The sequence below is a fragment of the Spirabiliibacterium pneumoniae genome (genome assembly GCF_014884995.1).
Lineage (GTDB): Bacteria > Pseudomonadota > Gammaproteobacteria > Enterobacterales > Pasteurellaceae > Spirabiliibacterium > Spirabiliibacterium pneumoniae.
In genome coordinates this window covers 1-22,607 of sequence record NZ_JABMII010000011.1, presented here as the reverse complement: position 1 = coordinate 22,607, position 22,607 = coordinate 1, and the positions used below count along the sequence as shown (strand labels likewise).

Below are 22,607 nucleotides of genomic sequence, written 5' to 3'. Positions count from 1 at the left end.
TATTTTATGCAAACAACCGTAATTTACCCAGGTACATTTGACCCGATTACTAATGGGCATTTCGACATCATTACTCGTGCAGCAGCGTTGTTTCCACGCGTGGTGGTGGCGGTGGCGGCTAGCCCGAGTAAAAAGCCGCTATTTAGCCTTGATGAGCGTGTTGCGCTGGTGCAGCAATCCTGCTGTGAGCTTCAGAATGTGGAGGTGATCGGCTTTTCTGGATTGTTGGCGGATGTGATTTTAGATCGCAAGATTAAAGGCATTGTGCGAGGCGTTAGGGCGGTGGCAGATTTTGAGTACGAATTGCAACTTTCTCACCTTAACCGCCTGCTCACCCACGGGGTGGAGAGCCTATTTTTTCCGCCGTCGGATCGCTGGTCGTATGTGTCATCAACCATGATTCGTGAAATTACGCTGCATGGCGGCGATGTGTCAAGCCTGGTGCCTGCGCCAGTATTAACCGCACTTTCAGCGAAAAAACGCCCGTAGCGACTATTTTTTCTGGCAGTGCGGGCAGAAAAAACTGTTGCGTTGGGCGATGACCGCACTTTGGATTTCCCTCCCGCACACTTTGCACTGCTCACCTGCGCGCCCATAAACCCACAGCTGCTGGGCAAAATAGCCAGGCGTGCCGTCAGGTTGTACGAAATCTCGCAGCGTGGTGCCGCCTTGTTCAATCGCTCGAGCAAGCACCGTTTTAATCATGCCAGACAAGGCGTGGCATTGTTTGCGAGTGAGTTTGCCTGCCACTTTGGCGGGGTGAATGCCACATAAAAAGAGGCTTTCGTTCGCATAAATATTGCCCACGCCCACCACCACTGCGTTGTTCATCAAAAATCCTTTGACCGCACTTTGCTTTTTGCGACTTTGGGTAAACAGATAATCGCCATCAAATGCCTCACTTAATGGTTCAGGTCCGAGTTTTTGAAACAGTGGGAAAGCGGCGATATCATCACACCACAGCCATGCGCCGAAGCGTCGCGGGTCGTTGTAGCGCAGCTGTTTTCCGCCTTTGAGTTGAAATAAAAGATGGTCGTGTTTTAGCAGTGGGGTGGTATTTCCCACCACTCGCAACGAGCCCGACATCCCCAAATGGCCGATAAGGGCGCCGTGGTCAAACTCAAACACCAGATATTTCGCCCGTCGCGTAATTTTGCGCACACGCGCGTTGCAAAGTGCGGTCAGCTCATCGCTTACAGGGTAGCGTAGTTTGGGCTGGCGAACGATAATGGATTCAATCACTTGGCTTTCAACATAGGGGGCGATGCCACGGCGGGTGGTTTCAACTTCAGGTAATTCAGGCATAATCTCGTTTTGCTTAAGGTTGGCTTCGTTGTATTATAGAGCCAATTTTACGTGATTGGAAAAAATGATGTTAGATATTGTGTTATATGAGCCTGAAATTCCGCAAAATACAGGTAATATCATCCGCCTGTGCGCCAATTGTGGTTTTCGGCTGCATTTGATTGAGCCGCTTGGCTTTGACTGGGACGACAAAAAATTGCGTCGCTCGGGGCTGGATTATCACGAATTTGCCGAAATTCACAAATACCCATCTTACGAGGTCTTTTTAACGCAAGCCAAACCAAAACGGCTATTTGCGTTGACCACCAAAGGCGGGCCAAATCATACCGAAGTGCGGTTTCAACTCGGTGATTTTTTGATGTTTGGGCCAGAAACCCGTGGCATCCCTAAAGCGATTTTAGACACCATGCCCATGAGCGAAAAAATCCGCCTGCCGATGGTGGCGAATAGTCGCAGCATGAATTTGTCCAACTCGGTGGCGGTGACGGTTTATGAAGCGTGGCGTCAGCTTGGCTTTGAAGGGGCGGTCAATCCTAACGTATAATTAAACCAAAGGCTAAAAAATCGATTATAATAAGATCAACTTTACTTACTGAAGTTTGAATAAAAACCTTTTATAATGGCACAAATTAATTGGCTTGAGTAAATTATGACGTTAAAAGATACGTTCTTTAATGCGCTGTTATGGCTTAAAAAACCGAGCAACGCCTTGTGGGTAACGCCTGTTTTAGGTGCGATTGTGGCGGTAGTGTTTGCGTTTGCCGCCGCATGGGCAAATCGTTTTTTCCCCGAAGATTTTAGTATCAACATTGAAACCGATACGCTTGATTCCCTGCTCGGTATTATTGCCTCGAGTATGTTGGCGGTGAGTACTTTTTCTTTATCAATTATGGTGTCCGCCTTTGCCTCAGCCTCTAACGGCGCAACACCACGCGCCACAGAGCTAGTGATGGGGGATGACAACACCCGTGTAGCAATTGCCAGCTTTATTTCTGCTTTTGTATATGCCGTGATCGCCAAAACCGCACTTGGCATTGGGTATTACGGGCAGGCGGGGCGCTTTGTGCTGTTTGTCGGGACAATCGGAGTGCTGCTGTATTTAATTTACACTTTGATCAACTGGGTCAAAACACTCTCTCAACTCGGGCGTCTGAACAACACGCTGGATAAAATTGAACTTGCCACCGAACAAACATTGATTAATTACCGCAAACGCCCCAACATGGGTGCCAAAGGTATCGACAAAGTGCGGTATAAACACGCTATTCACGCCTGTTTTAGTGGCTATTTAACCCACATCAACATGGGCAAATTGCAAACCTTTGCCAGCAAGCACGAGTGCGAAATAGACATTGCTGTCCGTCCAGGCGTGCTAGTCTATAATGGCATGGCGATGGCGTATATCAGCAAAAAAATAGATGATGCACAAGACAACCTTTGCCCTGCTTTTGTGGTGGAAGATAACCGTAGCTACGCGCAAGATCCAAAATTTGGCATGATTGTGCTCAGTGAGGTAGCGCAACGCGCACTCTCACCCGCGGTGAACGATCCAGGCACCGCCATCAAAGTGCTCACCGTACTCATGCGATTGCTACTTGATGCGAAAACGGAGGAAGAGCCACTAGAATACGAAAACTTAAGCATCGTAAAACTCGATGAAACAGATTTAATTTCTCAACCCTTTAGCCCAATCTCACGTGATGGTGCAAGTATTATGGAAGTGCATATTCGCATGCAAAAAATTCTGCACGTCATTTCCATGCACGCTAAAGAAACTCGCATACGCCATGCCGCGCGATTACAGGCACAAATTGATTTGGATTATGCTAAACAAGGTCTTAATCTTAACTCGGAATTTGAGCAAGTGCAGCAAATTCACGACAAATTATTCAACCAAAGCATTCGTTTCGCTTAAATAAAACCGCACTGATCAATAAAAGTGCGGTTTTTATTTTATGCCACTGCTTTGACGTGTTGATAAAGTGCGCGAAAACGTGTCAACTATCTTCTTCCAAAATTGAACCACACAGATCTGTTAAAAATGATTCTCTCCTTTCACCAAATTATGATATTTGAATCAGTAAGATTCATTACCCGATGAATCAGCCTATCTAAAAGCACTTTAATTATCCTTACTTCAGTAAATAATATTCCCTGCCCGAAAATTCAAGGCTCATAGTTATTATCACACTGGTATGTTCATGAAGTTAACTCATCAGATGAAATAGTAATGCACAGCTCTTTTGTGCTAAAGTGTAATTACTCTAGTTCATCCAACTTATATCTCTAGAACAGTTAATAAATATTACCTGTTCTAGATTTACCCACTAAAATAGTAACAAAATAGATAACTTTTTGATGGTCAAACTACATCTATATGATCTATTTTTACATGATCATTAACATATAACTTCTAATCTCAAAAACTGGTTAACATCCTTAAAAGAGGTCAACATCTATAATTTTTGATTAAGAAATAACCAAAAAAGCTAAAATTTTTCCTATTTTAGGAATGAACTTCACATTTTTTACAATTAGCTTTGCAATTCAACCTTATTTTTCGCTACTATAAATATAGGCTTAATTTGTTAATCAATTAAATCAAAGGAGTACCAATGACATATCCATTAAGCCCTCAAAAGCAGTCAAATAATGACAAGCTAAACAATATAAAAAAGTATGTTGACAACGTGATCAGTGATGTCATTGTCAAAAGCCTTTTTTCAGGTTACGGATTTTACCAAGATAGTAACATGTTTGCTATTTTTCAATCCGGCGCCTTTTATCTTCGAGCAGAAGATAATCTGGCTACACAGCTTGAAAGACTTGACTGTAAGGCATGTACTAAAAGCGAAAATCAAGCACTGTCTAGTGATTATTACTGCCTACCTAATAGCATTATTGAAGATGATAAGTTACTAAAATCTTTAATTGAAGCCTCAATTAAGCAATTAGTTGACAAAAAATCACGTATCAAACAGATTGAGCGAATGCGCATCAAACAGTTAATTAATCTTAGCTACAAGCACGAGCGCTCACTCAGTCAAGTAGGTATTGATTCTATTTCTCGTTTACAACGAGTTGGAGCAGAAAAAGCCTATGCATTGCTAAAGCAAAACGGGATATCAGTTAATCTCCAATTTTTTTGGAACCTTTACGCTGCATTACTGAATATCCCTGTAGGCTTGCTCACGAAAGAGCAACAATATGCGGCATTTAATAAACTTCAAATTGAGCTAGCTAAAAGTGGTTTAAGACCAGAAAAGTTTCGCTCACCTTATTAAGCAGTTAAACTAACCTTGGAAACAAGGTTAGTTTATTGCCATTATTTCAATAAAAATGTGATCCAGGTTTCATTTTAATGTTTGTTTTTGTGCTTTTTAGTGCAAACGTATCATAAATCCCTTACAATATGTCTAGTTATTTTCTAAAACGAACATTTGGAGGGTGATATGCAGCGGACACAAACTGATGTGATTATCATTGGTGGGGGTGCTACTGGCGCTGGCATTGCGCGAGATTGCAGCTTGCGTGGTTTAGGCTGTGTGTTGCTTGAGCGACGTGATATTGCAACAGGGGCAACAGGGCGTAATCACGGGTTATTGCACAGCGGTGCTCGCTATGCAGTGAACGATCCTGAATCCGCTCGCGAGTGCATTGAAGAAAACAATGTTCTAAAACGAATTGCAAGCCACTGTATTGATGATTCCAAAGGGCTGTTCATCACGCTGCCTGAAGACGATCTTGATTTTCAAAAACCCTTTATTGAGGCGTGCCAAAAGGCTGGAATTGATGCCTTGGCAATTGATCCTGCGCTTGCTCGTCGGCTTGAACCGTCAGTTAATCCTAATTTAATTGGTGCTGTCGTGGTGCCTGATGGCAGTATCGATCCTTTCCGCCTAACCGCGGCCAATATGCTCGATGCCAAAGAACATGGCGCACAGATCTTTACTTATACTGAAGTACGTTCGCTTATCCGCGAAAGCGATCGCGTCATTGGCGTGCGGGCAGTAGATCATAAACATAAAGTCGAACATGAATTTTTTGCCCCAGTTGTGATTAATGCGGGTGGCATTTGGGGGCAAGGCATTGCGGAATATGCCGATTTAAAAATCAAAATGTTCCCTGCCAAAGGGGCTTTGCTGATCATGGGCCATCGTTTAAATAATATGGTGATCAACCGTTGCCGTAAGCCTGCCGATGCCGACATTTTAGTGCCTGGCGATACCATTTGTGTGATTGGCACCACCTCAAGCCGTATTCCATATGATCAAATTGATAATATGGTCGTTACGCCAGAGGAAGTGGACATTTTGATGAATGAAGGGGAAAAACTCGCACCAAGCCTGCGTCATACCCGTGTGCTGCGCGCTTATGCGGGAGTCCGCCCGCTGGTAGCCAGTGATGATGATCCATCAGGGCGCAATGTCAGCCGCGGCATTGTGTTAATGGATCATGCTGAGCGCGACGGTTTAGAGGGCTTTATCACTATCACGGGCGGCAAGCTGATCACCTACCGTTTGATGGCGCAATGGGCAACGGATTTAGCCTGTAAAAAACTTAACAAAACTGCCGTTTGCAAAACGGCAGATAGACCACTGCCAGGCTCAAATGAAAGTGCGGTTAACACCCACCAAAAAGTGATTTCCCTGCCAACTCCGCTGCGCCTTTCCACTGTCTATCGCCATGGCTCACGGGCAACAAAACTGCTCGAGCAAGAGCGATTAGATAGTAGCTTAGTGTGTGAATGTGAGGCGGTGAGTGCAGGCGAAGTGCGCTACGCGGTGGATGAATTAAATGTGAATAATTTGGTAGATTTACGCCGGCGTACGCGTGTTGGCATGGGCACTTGCCAAGGGGAACTTTGTGCTTGTCGCGCGGCGGGGTTAATGGCACGTTTCAAGGTTGCCAGCGCACAGCAATCGACCCAGCAGCTAGCTTCCTTTATGGAAGAACGTTGGCGCGGTATTGAACCAATTGCGTGGGGTGATGCACTACGTGAGGCGGATTTTACCTCGTGGGTGTATTACGGTTTAATGGGCCTCAACGACGTGCCAAGCCTGCACGCCGACCAACTACAAGGAACTGATAGCAATGAAGTTTGATAATGTGATTATTGGCGGCGGGCTTGCAGGGTTAATCTGTGGCATTCGCCTGCAACAAGCTGGGCAACGCTGCGCCATCATTTCAACGGGGCAAAGTGCATTAGATTTTTCATCTGGGTCATTTGATTTTCTCAATCAATTGCCCAACGGCGACCTTGTGTTTGATTTTGCTCAAGGTGTGCGTGCATTAAGTGAGCAACACCCTACGCACCTTTATAGTGTGATCGGTGAAAGTGCGGTGATGCGTGCACGCAGCCAGTTTTTAGCCATGAAAGAGGCGCTTGACCTTAATTTACACGGGCAGGCTGAGCAAAATCACCTGCGCCTAACGCCTCTTGGTGCATTGCGCCCAACATGGCTTACCCCGCGCAGTGTGCCGACATTCAGTCAGAATAACGAGCCACTTGAGAAAAAACGTGTTGTAGCGCTTGGCATTGAAGGCTTTAATGATTTTCAACCGCACTTATTATGCGACAATATGCAGCGCCTAGCACCATTTTCTCGTTGGGATATTCACCATGCTTATTTGCATATTCCAGAACTTGACCATCTCAGACGCGATGCGCGTGAATTTCGCAGCATTAATATTTCACAGGCGCTGGAGCATAAATTAAACTTTGATCAACTCGTACACGAAATCAAAAAAGCCGCCAACGGCGCTGATCACGTATTCTTGCCCGCCTGTTTTGGGCTGGACAACGATCACTTTTTATACCAACTGGCACAAGCCTGTGGACTAAATTTGCACGAATTACCAACCTTGCCGCCATCTTTGCTCGGTATTCGCCAAAACCGCACTTTACAAGCCCATTTCGAGCGTTTGGGTGGCATTTTGATGAAAGGTGATAAAGTGCTCAGAGCCGAATTTGAGCAAAGTGCGGTCAGCGGTTTAAAAACGCAGCTCTCTGACGGCTTATTAATTAAAAGCACGCGTTATGTGCTGGCCTCAGGCAGCTTTTTTAGCAATGGCCTAATTGCCCATTTTGATCAGATTATTGAGCCTGTGTTTGGGCTGGATTTGGAAAAAAGCGATCAACGCACCGATTGGACACATCATCGCTTTAGCGCACCGCAGCCGTATCAACAATATGGCGTAAAAATTAACGCCCACTGCCAAGCCTTCAAGCAAAGTGCGGTTTGCAACAATATTTATGCCATTGGCGCCGTGGTGGCTGGCAGTGACGCCATTCATTTAGGCTGTGGCTCAGGGGTCGCGGTGGTGAGTGCATTGAATGCCGCTGAGCATATTTTGCAGGAGGGATAATATGGATTTACAACAACTTATTCGCCAAGCTGAGCAAACTCAAACCCATGCTTATCAAGACAACAGTTTTGAAAGCTGTATCAAATGCACCGCCTGCACCGCCGTTTGCCCTGTGTCTCGACAAAATCCACTTTATCCTGGCCCAAAACAATCTGGTCCTGACGGTGAGCGATTGCGACTAAAAAATGCAGCTTTCTATGATGAGGCATTGAAATACTGTACCAACTGTAAACGCTGTGAAGTGGCTTGCCCGTCGGATGTCAAAATCGGCGACATTATCGTGCGCGCACGCAACCGCTATGGGCAAGGTAAAGATAAATCTGCTATTAAAAAATTGCGTGATGCAGTGCTGTCTAATACCGACATTATGGGATCATTGTCCACCCCATTCGCACCTGTGGTTAATGCTATGACGGGTTTAAAAGCCACCCGCTTTTTGCTGGACAAAACGTTAGGTGTGGCCAAGCAGCGCACCTTACCACGCTATTCATTCGGTACATTTCGCCAATGGTATAAAAAAGTGGCCAAAGCTCAGCTGCAATTTAGCGAAAAAGTGGCTTATTACCACGGCTGTTACGTCAATTACAACAACCCGCAACTCGGAAAAGAGCTTATTGACGTGTTCAACGCTATGAACATTGGCGTGGTGTTGCTCGAAAAAGAAAAATGCTGCGGCGTGCCGTTGATGGTCAACGGTTTTCCTGAACGTGCCAAAAAACAAGGCGAATTTAATATCCAACAATTAGAAAGTGCGGTTTGCAATAACCACTTAACCGTGGTGGGCACCTCCTCCACCTGCACCTTAACGCTACGCGATGAATATCATCATATTTTAGGGTTAAATAATAGCAAAGTGCGGTCAAGCGTGCATTTGGTCACCCGTTATCTCTACCAACTGCTCGATGAAGGCAAAACGCTGCCTCTCAAACCGCTGCCATTGCGCGTGGCTTATCACACTGCCTGCCATATGGAAAAAAGTGGCTGGGTGCCTTATACCATCGAATTATTGCATAAAATTCCAGGACTTGAAGTGATAATGCTAAATTCTCAATGCTGTGGCATTGCAGGCACTTACGGCTTTAAAAAAGAAAATTATGACACAGCCCAAGCTATCGGCAATAGCTTATTTGCACAAATCGAAGCTGGTGGCTTTGATTATGTGGTATCAGATTGTGAAACCTGTAAATGGCAAATTGAGATGTCCACTTCTCGCCAATGTTTGCACCCGATCACACTTTTAGCAATGGCGTTACAAAAATAGACAAAAAACGGACGGATTTTCACTGAAAACGCATACACAATAGTTTTTTTCGGGTAAAATAATAATAACTCGATGTGAGCAAACGTGCACAGGAGAAAGGAAGATGAAACAGTCCGTCCGTCATAGCAAAATTATTGATTTGGTCAAACAACGGGGCTACATCAGCACTGAAGAATTGGTGAGTGTATTTAATGTCACCTCGCAAACAATTCGGCGCGATCTCAACGAACTGGCGGAAAAAAATCTTATTCGGCGCCATCACGGCGGCGCAGCATCACCTTCCACTTCCGAAAACAGTGATTACAGCGAACGCAAAAGTTTTTTCTCACAAGAAAAACGTGCCATTGCATTGCAAACAGCCAAACTCATCCCTAATGGTGCTTCGCTGTTTATTGATATTGGCACCACCCCTGAAGCCGTAGCCCATGCGTTGTTAAGCCACAAAAATTTACAAATTGTCACCAACAACCTCAACGCTGCGCACATATTGATGCAAAATTCTGAGTTTAAAATCATTGTCGCAGGTGGCAACTTGCGCGCTGACGGTGGCATTATTGGTGAAGCAACAGTGGATTTTATCTCTCAATTTCGTCTTGACTTCGCCATTCTCGGCATCAGCGCAATTGATGAAGACGGCGCGCTGCTTGATTACGATTTCCACGAAGTTCAAGTCAAAAAAGCCCTGATGCGTAGCGCACGGCAGAGTTTTTTAGTCACCGACCACTCGAAATTTAGCCGCCAAGCCATTGTGCGCTTAGGCTCCATTGCCGATGTAGATATGCTACTCACTAATGCCACACCGCCTGAAGCCATCATTCAACTGATGTTCTCCAAGCAGCGTAATATCGCCATTTGCGACAGCCTAGATAGTGAGCTAACGTGTGATTATTGAACCTTTTGCCCAAATTTATCAAAGAGCGGTTGCCAACAAAGGCAGTGAGCAGGTCTTGACAGACAAATTGTGCTCGCTAAAAACCCCCGAGCAATTACGCGCCATTCCAAGCGATCGCTGGCTGGCAGAATTTACCCGCAAAGTGTTTCAATGTGGCATGGTGTGGCGAGTCATCAACAATAAATGGGCGGGGTTTGAAGAAGTTTTTTGGCAGTTTGACGTTGAAAAATTACTCATGATGCCTGACGAGCTGTGGGAAGAAAAAGCACGCGATCCTCGCATTGTGCGCTGTTTATACAAAGTGATGACCATCAAAGCCAACGCCCAAATGATCTTTGAAGAAGACCTAAAGTGCGGTTTCAGCCAACTGATCGCCAACTGGGATTGCAGCAACATCACCGCACTTTGGCATTATTTAAAAAAACACGGCAGCCGACTAGGAGGCAACACAGGGCCTTACGCGCTGCGAGCCATGGGAAAAGACACCTTTTTCCTCACCCACGACATTGAAGCCTATTTGCGAGCTCACAACCTCATCGACGGCGGCTTACATAGCAAACGCAACCTAAGCAAAGCCCAAAACGCCTTCCTCGAATGGCAACAACAATCCCAACGCCCCCTAAGCCATATCAGCCAAATTGTCGCGTGGAGTGTGGGATAATATTCTGATCGACTATACTCAACATTCATCAAAAATAAATACATCACAAAACAAGAACCTTTTCCTTTTTTAGGACTCTAATTGATTACTTAGCAACAAAAGGAACTTATGATGAAATTTAATTTAAAAAATGCTTTTGTATTAACTGTGATTGCATCAAGTGTGGCGCTTGTTGCCTGTTCTGATAAGGAACAAGTAAAACCTGCTGCGGCAGAGCAAGAAAAACCAGCACAAGTGGAAACTCAAAAAGCGATTGAACAAGCTCCTGCAGTGCAGGCGGCAGAAAGTGCGGTGACCAAATATTCAGGCACTATTGAAGGTGAAAAATTTGATACTTACCACTTCAAGGGGGAAAAAGGTCAAAAAGTGTTGATTAATGTCACAGGGCAAGGCCATGCGGAAGCAGTGCTTTACGGCTATGATGATTTTATGCAAAACGAGGCCTACACACTACCAGAAAGCGGTGATTATGAAATTCGTGTAGTGCAGCCACGCACTTTCGCGCGTGAAGGGAAAAAATCAACTTATGAGTTGACGATTGAAATTAAATAATTTAACGAGATGAACAGCAGCCTTTGGGCTGCTTTTTTTATGCTAAAATTTCACTATGTTCAATAGAAATGAGGATAGTTATGGAAAAATCTGTTTGTATTATTTCAGGCAGTACGTTAGGTGGCGCTGAATACGTTGCGGAGCATTGTGAAGGCATTCTTAACCAAGCGGGCATAAAAACCGCACTTTGTCATGGGGCGCAGGAGGCTCAAAATGAAGCCCATCATCACGACGTTTGGCTGTTTGTCAGTTCAACCCACGGTGCTGGTGATTTGCCTGATAATCTGATGCCTTTTTTTGACGATCTCCATGTGCCTGAAGGGCTGCAATTTGGCGTGATCGGGCTAGGTAATTCAGATTATGACACCTTTTGTTTTGCCGTGGATAAAATTGAAACCGCACTTTTAGCTCAAGGCGCCAAGCTGCTTTGCCCATCATTAAAAATTGATGTGTTGCAAACCCATGATCCTGAAAGTGAAGCACAAGAATGGCTGCCAACATTGATCACCGCACTTTGAGGCCTGTGGATAAAAGCGATCTTTTTTGTATAAATCCCGTGATAATGATCTGAATAAAAGTATTCGATCCATTGACTGTGGATAAGTGAAGGTATTATCCACAGTATTCCAAGATGAAAAGATCCTATTATACACAATTAAAAAACGCGCTAAGATCTTAAAAACACATTAAAAAAAGATCTTCTTAACAAAAAATCTCGTCCTTATAAAAAGAATAATCAAGATCTCTATATAAAAAGATCTTTATCTATAAGCACGATCATTTTCATCAATTCCTTTTTACCCTGCCTTGAAATTACAGTAGAATAAGCAACAATTTTTTAAAGATCTGAAGGTTTCTATGATTTACAACACAACCTATGACGTTATCGTTGTTGGTGGCGGCCATGCGGGCACAGAAGCAGCGCTTGCGCCAGCGCGTATGGGGCTGAAAACATTACTATTAACACATAATATTGACACTCTCGGGCAAATGTCATGTAACCCTGCCATTGGTGGAATTGGCAAAGGACACTTGGTTAAAGAAATTGATGCTATGGGTGGGTTGATGGCCACCGCTGCTGACCAAGCTGGGATCCAATTTCGTACATTGAATAGCTCAAAAGGCCCTGCTGTACGTGCCACTCGTGCTCAAGCTGATCGCGTGCTTTATCGTCAAGCCGTGAGAATCGCATTGGAAAATCAAGATAATCTTGATATTTTTCAACAAGAAGTGGTGGATATTTTATTAGATCAAGATAAAGCCGTTGGTGTTGCCACTAAAATGGGGTTGACCTTTAAGGCGCGATCTGTGGTGCTGACAGCAGGTACATTTTTAGCGGGAAAAATTCACATTGGGCTAGAAAATTATGCAGGCGGCCGTGCAGGTGATCCAGCCTCTACGCGGTTGGCGGATCGTCTGCGTGAGTTGAAATTGCGTGTTGCACGCCTAAAAACAGGCACGCCGCCGCGATTAGATGCCAGAACCATTGATTTTTCCGTGTTACAAGCACAGCATGGCGATCCGATTTTGCCTGTTTTTTCATTTATGGGATCGGTTGAACAACATCCTCGACAAATTCCGTGTTACATCACGCACACCAATGAAAAAGCGCACGATCTTATTCGCGCTAATCTCGATCGCAGCCCGATGTATGCAGGCGTGATCGAAGGGATCGGCCCGCGTTATTGCCCATCGATCGAAGATAAAGTAATGCGCTTTGCCGATCGCACCAGTCACCAAATTTATTTAGAGCCTGAAGGGCTAACAAGCAATGAAATCTACCCTAATGGCATTTCAACCAGCTTGCCATTTGATGTGCAAATGGGCGTGGTAAATGCAATGCAAGGGCTGGAACACGCGCGCATTGTTAAGCCAGGCTATGCCATTGAATATGATTATTTTGACCCGCGGGATCTTAAGCCAACCTTAGAAACAAAAGTGATCAAGGGGCTCTTTTTTGCAGGTCAAATTAATGGTACAACAGGTTATGAAGAGGCGGCAGCGCAGGGACTGTTGGCAGGCATTAATGCAGGGCTTTACGTACAAGGCAGTGAGCCTTGGTATCCACGCCGTGATCAGGCGTATCTTGGTGTGTTAGTTGATGATCTGTGCACTCTCGGTACAAAAGAGCCGTATCGTGTCTTTACCTCCCGTGCGGAATATCGCTTATTACTGCGTGAAGACAATGCCGATAGCCGTTTAACGCCAATTGCACATCAATTAGGGTTAATAGATCATGCGCGCTGGGATCGTTTTCAACAAAAACAAGAGAATATTGCGCGCGAGCAACAACGTTTGCGTGAAATTTGGATCCACCCACAATCGCCACACCTCGATGCAGTCAATCAGTTATTGAAAACCCCGTTGACCCGTGAGGCCAGTGGTGAAGATTTGTTGCGCCGCCCTGAGGTAAATTATCAAAACTTGACCGCACTTGATGTTTTTGCGCCAGCCTGTGGCGATCAACAAGCGGCTGAACAAGTTGAAATTTCAATTAAATATCAAGGTTATATTGAACATCAACAAGAAGAAATTGCGCGCCATAAACGTCATGAAAGCACAATGATTCCTGCGCATTTTGATTATGATAAAGTCACAGGGCTTTCAAATGAAGTGCGCGCGAAATTACTACAACATCGCCCTGTCTCCATTGGGCAAGCCTCACGCATTTCTGGTGTAACACCTGCGGCGATTTCTATTTTGTTGGTGAATTTGAAAAAACAAGGCATGCTTAAGCGTGGTGATGAATGAGTTTGCGCAAACATTTAGATAACTTGTTAAATCAGACCGCACTTTCGGTTTTGGATTCTCAGCGTGATCAGCTGGTGGCGTATGTGGAATTGCTTCACAAGTGGAACAAGGCGTATAACCTTACTTCCGTGCGTGATCCACAAGAGATGCTGGTTAAACATATTATGGACAGTCTTGTTGTAAGTGAACACTTACAAGGGAAAACTTTTATTGATGTTGGGACAGGCCCTGGGCTGCCTGGCATTCCGCTTGCAATCATTCAGCCCGATTGCCAATTCACATTGCTCGATAGCCTTGGAAAAAGGGTGCGTTTTTTGCAACAGGCGATTACGCAGCTTGGCTTAACCCATGTTGAAGCAGTGCAATCGCGGGTTGAAGATTATGACAAAGTGCGGTTTGATGGCGTGCTGAGTCGGGCGTTTGCTTCGCTATCGGATATGATCAACTGGTGTGCGCATCTGCCGAATGAACAGGGACATTTTTATGCACTTAAAGGGCATGTCAACGCAGTAGAGCTAAATACGCTACCGCACTTTATTAAAGTAGATAAAAAAATATCGTTAAATGTGCCAGAATTGATAGGTGAAAGAAATTTAATTGTGTTATCAAAAGTTGCATGATTATATGAAAAAGGTCAATTTTGCTATTTTTGTGACACAGTCGTAAAAATTTTTTAATAAATGTTATCTAGGTAACACTTTTCGCGCCTTTAATCATTGCAATAATCAATTCTAACCGTATAATTTAACGTAATTTGTTATCCATTTTGCAAGATTATCTTTTGCATTGTGGGGGTTGAGTAGGTATAAAAGATCGGTTAAGGGTCTTACAATGTCGACAGTGATGGCAAAAAGCCAACAATTATACAAAAAAGTTTTGTTTATAACCTTACTGCTGATATTAGGATTGACCGCACTTTTGTGGGGCTTTGAATTTCAATCAGGCTCGTTTTTGTTGGGTTGTGCCATTGCTTGGCTTGCACAAGTAGCGTTTGTGGTGTTTTTGTTTGCTCGCCAGCAAACATTATTGCTCAATGCTAAAGTTAAAGCGCTCTATCAAGCGCAGGGCCTCAAGTTTGGCGTAACAGTGGTGTTATTTATCGTTGTATTACGCACGGTTAATATTCACGCTGGGGCGTTTTTTAGTGGGTATTTGCTCGTTGTTTTGTTTAATGGTTTATTGCCTTTTTTACTCTCAAAAGGCAAAAATTAATTCACTTAAGTAGGAAATTGTATGTCTGCCGAAGGTTCGCTAACATCTAATGAATATATTCAACACCATCTTACCTTTCTTACTACAGGTGATGGGTTTTGGTCTTTCAATATTGATTCCATGTTCTTTGCTATTCTCACTGGCGTGTTGATGTCTTTGGTGCTGTATTCAGTGGCGAAAAAAGTATCTCATGGCGTGCCAGGCAAACTACAATGTGCCGTTGAGATGCTCGTTGAATGGGTTAATGGTATTGTAGTGGAAAATTTTCAAGGCAGCCGTAATTTCATCGCGCCACTCGGCTTGACCGTTTTTCTTTGGGTGTTGATGATGAACACCATTGACTTAATCCCAGTGGATTACTTGCCACAAGTGGCCCATTTATTGGGGCTTGAGCATTTGCGCGCAGTGCCAACAGCGGATATTAATATCACTTTAGGCATGTCGTTAGTTGTTTTTGTATTAATTATTTTTTACACGATTAAATCGAAAGGTGTGGGTGGCTTCGTGAAAGAATATACCATGCACCCGTTTAATCACCCACTACTCATTCCTGTCAACTTGTTACTTGAAAGCGTAACCTTAATCTCAAAACCGATTTCACTGGCACTGCGGTTGTTCGGTAACCTTTATGCGGGTGAATTAATCTTTATTTTGATCGCTGTAACCTATTCTGCAGGCTATCTGATCGCCAGCTTAGGTGCAGGTTTGCATTTGGTATGGGCAATTTTCCACATTTTGATTGTGGTGTTACAAGCCTTTATCTTTATGATGTTGACCATTATTTATGTGAGTATCGCTTATAACAAAGCGGATCACTGATGTTTTTAACCTAGCATTTTGCTAACTTTTAACTTAACTATGGAGAAAATCAATGGAAACTGTAATTAGTGCAACAATTATTGCCTCTGCAATTATGCTTGCTTTTGCTGCGTTAGGCACCGCTATTGGCTTCGGTCTTTTAGGGGGTAAATACCTTGAGTCAGCTGCACGTCAACCAGAACTGGCAAACTCATTGTTAACTAAAATGTTCATCGTGGCAGGTCTTTTGGATGCGATTGCGATGATTGCGGTTGGTATCGGTTTGTATTTCGCGTTCGTAAACCCATTTGTTTCATTGCTAGGCTAATCCAACAGCTACTCGTAGTGAGTTACAAACCACTTTTTAAGGAGGTAGCGTTGTGAATATTAACGCAACACTTATTGGACAATCTATTGTATTCCTCATTTTTGTGTGGTTTTGCATGAAGTTTGTCTGGCCACCCGTGATCAAAGCTATTGAAGCACGCCAAAGCCAGATCGCCAATGCTTTAGCATCTGCTGAAGAAGCGAAAAAACAACAAGCTGACACCAAAGTCTTAGTCGAGCAAGAGTTGGCGGAAGCGAAAAAACAAGCACAAGAAATCATTGATTTGGCAAATAAACGTCGCAATGAAATTCTCGATGAAGTACGCGGTGAAGCGGAAGCTGTCAAAGCGAAAATCATTGAGCAAGGCTATGCTGAAGTGGATGCTGAACGCAAACGCGCACGTGAAGAATTGCGTGTACAAGTGGCATCACTGGCACTGGCGGGTGCTGAAAAAATTGTTGGACGCAATGTGGATGAAGCGGCCAATAACGATATCATCGATAAACTAGTTGCAGAACTATAAGAAGGTGGGGCTAATGTCAGAATACATCACAGTAGCACGCCCCTATGCACATGCCGCATTTGATTTTGCATTAGAACATAATGCGTTAGACAAATGGCTTGAAATGCTTAAATTTGCCTCAGCGGTGGTAGCCAATGACGATATGCAGCAGTTTTTAAAAGCAGCTTCGTCAAGTGAGAAAGCAGCCAACACAGTCATTGAGATTTGTGGTGAGCAACTCTGTCAACACGGGCAGAATTTTATCCGTGTATTGGCTGAAAATAACCGTCTGCTTGCATTGCCTGAGGTGTTGTCTCTATTTGAGCAGCTCGTAGATGAGCAAAATGCCTTAGTGGACGTTGAGGTCATTTCAGCCAAACCGCTTAGCGAAAAACAGCAGCATGATATTCTCCAAGCAATGGAAAAAAGGCTTGCTCGAAAAGTTAAATTGAATTGTCGCATTGATGAAAGTTTAATCGGTGGTGCCATTATTAAAACCCAAGGGTTCGAAATTGATGGCTCCAGCCGCGGTCAGCTTGATCGTTTAGCCAATGCGTTACAATTATAAGAGGAATCGAAAATGCAACTAAATTCAACAGAAATTAGTGACTTAATTAAAAAACGCATTGCTGATTTTGATGTCAGTAGTGAAGCGCGTAATACGGGTACGATCGTATCAGTAAGCGATGGTATCATCCGTATTCACGGCTTAAGTGATGTAATGCAAGGGGAAATGATCGCCCTACCAGGCAACCGCTACGCCATTGCACTCAACCTTGAGCGTGATAGTGTGGGTGCGGTGGTTATGGGGCCGTACATTGATTTAGCCGAGGGCATGCAAGTAGAATGCACAGGTCGTATTTTAGAAGTGCCTGTTGGCCGTAACTTACTCGGTCGTGTGGTTAACACACTCGGTGAGCCAATTGATGGTAAAGGCGAAATTGAAGCTGAAGGATTTTCTCCGATTGAAGTGATTGCACCAGGTGTTATCGATCGTAAATCCGTTGACCAACCTGTGCAAACTGGCTATAAAGCGGTTGACTCTATGGTGCCAATCGGCCGTGGACAACGTGAGTTGATCATCGGTGACCGTCAAACAGGTAAAACCGCACTTGCTATTGATGCGATCATTAATCAGCGTGATTCAGGCATTAAATGTATTTATGTCGCAATTGGTCAAAAAGCCTCGACTATCGCCAACGTAGTGCGCAAATTAGAAGAACACGGTGCATTAGCGAATACCATCGTGGTGGTTGCTTCTGCGGCTGAATCTGCTGCATTGCAATATTTGGCGCCGTATGCAGGTTGCGCGATGGGTGAATTTTTCCGTGATAACGGTGAAGATGCACTGATTGTTTATGATGATTTGTCAAAACAAGCAGTTGCATATCGTCAAATTTCTTTGTTGTTGCGCCGTCCACCAGGTCGTGAAGCCTTCCCAGGGGATGTATTCTACCTTCACTCTCGCTTGCTTGAACGTGCTGCTCGCGTCAATGCAGAGTATGTTGAAAAACGTACGGAAGGTCGTGTAAAAGGCAAAACAGGTTCTTTGACTGCGTTACCAATCATTGAAACTCAAGCAGGGGACGTTTCTGCATTCGTACCAACCAACGTGATCTCCATCACTGATGGTCAGATCTTCCTTGAATCAGATTTATTTAACTCAGGTATTCGCCCAGCGGTAAACCCAGGTATTTCTGTCTCACGGGTAGGGGGCGCTGCACAAACAAAAGTGATCAAAAAACTTGCTGGTGGTATCCGTACCGCACTTGCACAATACCGTGAATTGGCGGCGTTTGCACAATTTGCGTCTGATTTGGATGAAGCAACACGTAAACAGTTGTCTCACGGACAAAAAGTGACCGAATTACTCAAACAACCACAGTACAGCCCGTTAAGTGTGGGTCAACAAGCGTTATTGTTGTTCGCGGTTGAATTTGGTTACCTTGACGATGTGGAAATTGAGCGCATTGGTGCGTTTGAAGAAAGTCTATTAAATTTTGCCCAACACAATGAAAGCGAGTTCTTAAAAGAACTTTCTCAATCGGGCGATTACAACGACACTATCAAAGATAAATTGAAAGCTATCTTAGACACCTTTAAAGCGAAAGGGTCGTGGTAAGTCAAGACTTTCAACGGAGGATTAAATGGCTGGAGCAAAAGAAATAAGAACCAAAATTGCCAGTGTGAAAAGCACTCAAAAAATCACCAAGGCAATGGAAATGGTTGCTGCTTCAAAAATGCGTAAAACGCAAGAAAGAATGTCGCACTCGCGGCCTTATTCATCTGCTATACGCAATGTGATAAGCCACGTATCCAAAGGTAATATTGAATATCACCACCCTTTTTTACAAGAGCGTGATATCAAAAAAGTCGGCGTGTTGGTCGTTTCTACTGACCGTGGTTTGTGTGGTGGTTTAAACATCAATATGTTTAAAACCGCACTTAACCAATTTAAACAGTGGAAAGATAAAAAAGTCAGCGTAGAAATTGCCCTTATTGGCTCAAAAGGCATTAGTTTTTTTCACTCTCTTGGCCTAAAAGTTCATGGACAAACTTCAGGCATGGGGGATACACCATCGGTTGAAGAGATCATTGGTATCGCCAATACTATGTTTGATGCCTACAACCAAGGTGAAATTGATGCCATATACGTGATTTATAATAAGTTTATCAATACGATGTCGCAAAAACCTGTGGTACAACAACTCGTGCCGTTGCCAGAGCTTGAAGAAGACAAAGTTAAACCTCAAGCTAACTGGGATTACATCTATGAGCCAAATGCAAAATTCCTACTTGATAACTTGCTCACTCGTTATTTGGAGTCGCAAGTGTATCAAGCTGTGGTGGAAAATTTGGCTTCAGAGCAAGCAGCACGAATGGTGGCAATGAAGTCTGCGACCGATAATGCAGGCAACTTAATTAGTGATTTGCAGCTTGTTTACAACAAAGCGCGTCAAGCTAGCATTACAAATGAATTGAATGAAATTGTTGCCGGTGCGGCCGCAATTTAGAGAATATAAGAGGAACGGTATGGCAACAGGTAAAATTGTACAAATCATCGGTGCCGTCATTGACGTTGAATTCCCACAAGATAGTGTGCCAAAAGTGTATGATGCACTGAAAGTGGAGGGCGAAAATGGGCTAACATTGGAAGTACAACAACAACTCGGTGGTGGTGTTGTGCGTTGTATTGCAATGGGCTCATCAGATGGTTTAAAACGTAACCTTAAAGTAGACGACTTAGGTCACCCAATTTCTGTACCCGTAGGTGTGCAAACTCTAGGTCGTATCATGAATGTGCTTGGTGAACCGATTGATGAATTAGGCCCAATTGGTGAAGAAGAACGTTGGTCAATCCACCGTGAAGCACCGAGCTACGAAGAGCAATCTAACAGTACAGAGCTCCTAGAAACAGGCATTAAAGTTATCGATCTCGTTTGCCCTTTTGCGAAAGGGGGTAAAGTCGGTCTGTTCGGGGGTGCGGGTGTAGGTAAAACCGTTAACATGATGGAGCTTATCCGTAACATTGCGATCGAGCACTCAGGTTACTCTGTATTTGCTGGGGTAGGTGAACGTACCCGTGAAGGTAACGACTTCTACCACGAAATGCAAGAGTCTAACGTATTGGATAAAGTATCCCTCGTTTACGGGCAAATGAATGAACCACCAGGTAACCGTTTGCGTGTAGCATTAACAGGGTTAACCATCGCAGAAAAATTCCGTGATGAAGGTCGTGATGTATTGTTCTTCGTGGATAACATCTATCGTTATACTTTGGCAGGGACAGAAGTGTCCGCGTTATTAGGTCGTATGCCATCAGCGGTGGGTTATCAGCCAACCTTGGCGGAAGAAATGGGTGTGCTGCAAGAGCGTATCACTTCCACCAAAAAAGGCTCTATCACCTCTATTCAAGCGGTATATGTACCTGCGGATGACTTAACTGACCCGTCACCGGCCACCACCTTTGCGCACTTGGATGCCACCGTGGTATTAAGCCGTCAAATCGCCTCATTGGGTATTTATCCGGCGGTGGATCCATTGGATTCAACATCACGTCAATTAGATCCACTGGTTGTGGGCAAAGAGCACTATGATGTGGCGCGTGGTGTACAGTCAACCTTGCAACGTTATAAAGAATTGAAAGATATCATCGCCATTTTGGGTATGGATGAACTTTCAGAAGAAGATAAACTCGTGGTAGCGCGCGCACGTAAAATTGAGCGCTTCTTATCACAACCATTCTTCGTGGCAGAGGTGTTTACTGGTAGCCCAGGTAAATATGTGTCATTAAAAGACACTATTGCTGGCTTTAAGGGCATCCTTGATGGGCAATATGATGAAATCCCTGAACAAGCGTTCTATATGGTTGGCTCAATTGATGAAGTCTTGGCGAAAGCCGAGAAAATGTGATTGTCCCTTTAACTTAACAATAGGAGGGAAAAATGGCATCTTCATTTGAGCTGAATGTAGTGAGTGCGGAAAAGCATATTTTCTCGGGCACGGTCAACAGCATTCAAGTTTCAGGTATTGAGGGGGAGCTTGGGATTTTGCCAGGCCACACCCCATTGCTGACGATGATTAAGCCGGGTGTGTTGAAAATCAATGCCGAAGGTGGCGCGCAAGTGATCTACGTTTCAGGTGGATTTCTTGAGGTGCAGCCGAAGGTTGTAACGATTTTAGCGGATACGGCGATTCGTGGTGAAGAGCTGGACAAAGATCGCATTCTTGCTGCCAAACGTCGTGCAGAAGAGAATGTAAGCTCTCGTCATACAGATTCGGATTATTCACTGATGTCGAGTAAATTATCTCGTGAGCTGGCAAAACTGCAGGCTTACGAGTTGACGGAAAAACTATCGAAGAATCGTCGTTAGTCACAATACATCTTCACTCACTTAAAACCGCACTTTTGTTAAAGTGCGGTTTTTTATTTTTGCTCACCGCACTTTTGCTTCTATAACAACGTGATATAAACCCCATTGATGTTTCATCAACACTAAAAGTGCGATAATGAACATTTTAGCACCATTCTCTATGTGAAAACCAAAAACAAAATGACAAAATAAAAATAATCACGAAAAATTTACATAAAAGTTATATTTACTTCTTTTAATATAAATATCAATATGTTAACAACAACAACAACAACAACAACAACAACAACAACAACAATAATAATAATAATAATAATATAATAATATTTGAGTTTACAAAATACATACATTAAAATTGACCAACTTTGCAGTAATGTAGATAAATATTGCCTATTAAAGTAAAAGGTTACAAAGTGATCAGTATATAACACATTGATTTTTAAATCATATTATTTTTTATGTGAAAAAGCCCTAAAAAATAGGGGTTATAAAAATAAATTTACCGTTGATTTTACATTTTTTTAAAAGTAAACTGCGCGCTTTGTTTTAAATCGAAAATTTAATTTAACATTATATAACTGGGCGAATGCCAATCTCTAGGAGTACTTATGACATTTTTTTCACGCAAATGGCTTTTAGCACTTTTGCCATTCTTTACCACTGCCTGTGTCTACCACGATCCACTCACATGGACCGACACCAAAAACGTAGGCTACAGTGAAGCCGTGCCAGAAGGCCGCTCTTCCGTGGTAATTTATCGCCCAAGTGATGCTATCGACGGTTCAACTGTGAACGTGTATATCAACGGTGAATATTTGGCCTCATTGCAGCCAAACGCATACCGTCAAGAAACCGTGTGCTCAGCCAACCAACGTTTATTTGCTGAGTTCACTCAACAAGACCCAGCCTATCGTGAAAAAGCGACCAAAGGCCAATACTACAACTTGCCTGAAAATCACGTGGCATTCTTCAAAGTGGTTAATCAAAACGGCAAGCCCGCCCTTGCGCAAGTGAGCGAAGAGACAGCAAAAGAAGAGCTGAAAAACGTGAAACGCCAAAACCACACCCTCCCGCGTGTAGACAAAGTGGCACAATGCTCAAA

General features: G+C 43.8%; 24 protein-coding genes. 23 read left to right on the top strand and 1 reads right to left on the bottom strand.

The genetic code is table 11. The features are described 5' to 3' along the window. Nucleotides 1–6: 6 nt before the first annotated feature. A complete protein-coding gene (coaD, locus tag HPC38_RS08135; RefSeq protein ID WP_208120793.1) occupies nucleotides 7–489 on the top strand; it encodes a pantetheine-phosphate adenylyltransferase in 483 nt (160 codons plus the stop codon). A gap of 3 nt (nucleotides 490–492) precedes the next feature. Here the strand turns inward: coaD and mutM are convergent, their stop codons facing one another. Beyond that, the gene (mutM, locus tag HPC38_RS08130) at nucleotides 493–1,305 is read right to left on the bottom strand and encodes a bifunctional DNA-formamidopyrimidine glycosylase/DNA-(apurinic or apyrimidinic site) lyase (RefSeq protein WP_208120792.1); all 813 of its coding nucleotides are present in this window, start codon (nucleotides 1,303–1,305) and stop codon (nucleotides 493–495) included. A 67-nt stretch (nucleotides 1,306–1,372) separates the two neighbouring features. Here mutM and trmL point away from each other — a divergent pair, with 67 nt between their 5' ends. The 22 genes from trmL to HPC38_RS08020 form a co-directional block, all read left to right on the top strand. Next, nucleotides 1,373–1,849 (top strand): tRNA (uridine(34)/cytosine(34)/5-carboxymethylaminomethyluridine(34)-2'-O)-methyltransferase TrmL, encoded by a 477-nt coding sequence (gene trmL / locus HPC38_RS08125; RefSeq protein ID WP_208120815.1) that lies wholly within the window; start codon nucleotides 1,373–1,375, stop codon nucleotides 1,847–1,849. A gap of 105 nt (nucleotides 1,850–1,954) precedes the next feature. After that, nucleotides 1,955–3,220 (top strand): DUF2254 domain-containing protein, encoded by a 1,266-nt coding sequence (locus tag HPC38_RS08120; protein ID WP_208120791.1) that lies wholly within the window; start codon nucleotides 1,955–1,957, stop codon nucleotides 3,218–3,220. A gap of 700 nt (nucleotides 3,221–3,920) precedes the next feature. Then, nucleotides 3,921–4,589 (top strand): TfoX/Sxy family protein, encoded by a 669-nt coding sequence (locus tag HPC38_RS08115; RefSeq protein ID WP_208120790.1) that lies wholly within the window; start codon nucleotides 3,921–3,923, stop codon nucleotides 4,587–4,589. A gap of 168 nt (nucleotides 4,590–4,757) precedes the next feature. Then, nucleotides 4,758–6,410: an anaerobic glycerol-3-phosphate dehydrogenase subunit A gene (gene glpA, locus HPC38_RS08110; RefSeq protein WP_208120789.1), complete on the top strand. Its 1,653-nt coding sequence runs from the start codon at nucleotides 4,758–4,760 to the stop codon at nucleotides 6,408–6,410. Beyond that, nucleotides 6,400–7,674, top strand: coding sequence for a glycerol-3-phosphate dehydrogenase subunit GlpB (gene glpB / locus HPC38_RS08105; protein ID WP_208120788.1), 1,275 nt, complete (start codon nucleotides 6,400–6,402; stop codon nucleotides 7,672–7,674). The genes glpA and glpB overlap by 11 nt, the downstream gene beginning before the upstream one ends. A gap of 1 nt (nucleotide 7,675) precedes the next feature. Further along, nucleotides 7,676–8,935: an anaerobic glycerol-3-phosphate dehydrogenase subunit GlpC gene (glpC, locus tag HPC38_RS08100; RefSeq protein WP_208120787.1), complete on the top strand. Its 1,260-nt coding sequence runs from the start codon at nucleotides 7,676–7,678 to the stop codon at nucleotides 8,933–8,935. A gap of 103 nt (nucleotides 8,936–9,038) precedes the next feature. Further along, nucleotides 9,039–9,827 (top strand): DeoR/GlpR family transcriptional regulator, encoded by a 789-nt coding sequence (locus HPC38_RS08095; protein ID WP_208120786.1) that lies wholly within the window; start codon nucleotides 9,039–9,041, stop codon nucleotides 9,825–9,827. Beyond that, complete coding sequence (locus tag HPC38_RS08090; protein ID WP_208120785.1) at nucleotides 9,817–10,488, top strand: DNA-3-methyladenine glycosylase I; 672 nt, start codon at nucleotides 9,817–9,819, stop codon at nucleotides 10,486–10,488. Before HPC38_RS08095 ends, HPC38_RS08090 begins: the two co-directional genes overlap by 11 nt. A 111-nt stretch (nucleotides 10,489–10,599) precedes the next feature. Next, a complete protein-coding gene (locus HPC38_RS08085; protein WP_208120784.1) occupies nucleotides 10,600–11,040 on the top strand; it encodes a hypothetical protein in 441 nt (146 codons plus the stop codon). A gap of 80 nt (nucleotides 11,041–11,120) precedes the next feature. Then, a complete protein-coding gene (gene mioC, locus HPC38_RS08080; protein ID WP_208120783.1) occupies nucleotides 11,121–11,558 on the top strand; it encodes an FMN-binding protein MioC in 438 nt (145 codons plus the stop codon). Nucleotides 11,559–11,898: 340 nt separating this feature from the next. Beyond that, on the top strand, nucleotides 11,899–13,791 hold the full coding sequence (mnmG, locus tag HPC38_RS08075) for a tRNA uridine-5-carboxymethylaminomethyl(34) synthesis enzyme MnmG (RefSeq protein ID WP_208120782.1): 1,893 nt from the start codon (nucleotides 11,899–11,901) through the stop codon (nucleotides 13,789–13,791). A gap of 2 nt (nucleotides 13,792–13,793) precedes the next feature. After that, nucleotides 13,794–14,411, top strand: a complete 618-nt coding sequence (gene rsmG / locus HPC38_RS08070; protein WP_208120814.1) for a 16S rRNA (guanine(527)-N(7))-methyltransferase RsmG — start codon at nucleotides 13,794–13,796, stop codon at nucleotides 14,409–14,411. Between the two features lie 211 nt (nucleotides 14,412–14,622). Beyond that, a complete protein-coding gene (locus HPC38_RS08065) occupies nucleotides 14,623–15,003 on the top strand; it encodes an ATP synthase subunit I (RefSeq protein WP_208120781.1) in 381 nt (126 codons plus the stop codon). A 21-nt stretch (nucleotides 15,004–15,024) separates the two neighbouring features. Further along, nucleotides 15,025–15,822 (top strand): F0F1 ATP synthase subunit A, encoded by a 798-nt coding sequence (gene atpB / locus HPC38_RS08060; RefSeq protein ID WP_208120780.1) that lies wholly within the window; start codon nucleotides 15,025–15,027, stop codon nucleotides 15,820–15,822. 52 nt (nucleotides 15,823–15,874) lie between these two features. Next, nucleotides 15,875–16,129, top strand: coding sequence for a F0F1 ATP synthase subunit C (gene atpE, locus HPC38_RS08055; protein ID WP_208118608.1), 255 nt, complete (start codon nucleotides 15,875–15,877; stop codon nucleotides 16,127–16,129). Nucleotides 16,130–16,181: 52 nt separating this feature from the next. After that, nucleotides 16,182–16,652 carry a F0F1 ATP synthase subunit B gene (gene atpF, locus HPC38_RS08050; RefSeq protein WP_208120779.1) on the top strand — a complete coding sequence of 157 codons (471 nt, stop codon included), beginning with the start codon at nucleotides 16,182–16,184 and terminating at the stop codon, nucleotides 16,650–16,652. Nucleotides 16,653–16,665: 13 nt separating this feature from the next. After that, nucleotides 16,666–17,199 (top strand): F0F1 ATP synthase subunit delta, encoded by a 534-nt coding sequence (gene atpH / locus HPC38_RS08045; protein ID WP_208120778.1) that lies wholly within the window; start codon nucleotides 16,666–16,668, stop codon nucleotides 17,197–17,199. A gap of 12 nt (nucleotides 17,200–17,211) precedes the next feature. Further along, nucleotides 17,212–18,753: a F0F1 ATP synthase subunit alpha gene (atpA, locus tag HPC38_RS08040; protein WP_208120777.1), complete on the top strand. Its 1,542-nt coding sequence runs from the start codon at nucleotides 17,212–17,214 to the stop codon at nucleotides 18,751–18,753. 25 nt (nucleotides 18,754–18,778) lie between these two features. Then, entirely contained in the window at nucleotides 18,779–19,645 is an 867-nt protein-coding gene (gene atpG / locus HPC38_RS08035) for a F0F1 ATP synthase subunit gamma (RefSeq protein WP_208120776.1), read from the top strand. Between the two features lie 19 nt (nucleotides 19,646–19,664). Beyond that, the gene (gene atpD, locus HPC38_RS08030; RefSeq protein WP_208120775.1) at nucleotides 19,665–21,044 is read left to right on the top strand and encodes a F0F1 ATP synthase subunit beta; all 1,380 of its coding nucleotides are present in this window, start codon (nucleotides 19,665–19,667) and stop codon (nucleotides 21,042–21,044) included. A 32-nt stretch (nucleotides 21,045–21,076) separates the two neighbouring features. Beyond that, entirely contained in the window at nucleotides 21,077–21,505 is a 429-nt protein-coding gene (locus HPC38_RS08025; RefSeq protein ID WP_208120774.1) for a F0F1 ATP synthase subunit epsilon, read from the top strand. 608 nt (nucleotides 21,506–22,113) lie between these two features. After that, nucleotides 22,114–22,607, top strand: a 494-nt coding sequence (locus HPC38_RS08020) for a hypothetical protein (protein WP_208120773.1), incomplete at its 3' end; no start/stop codon positions are given.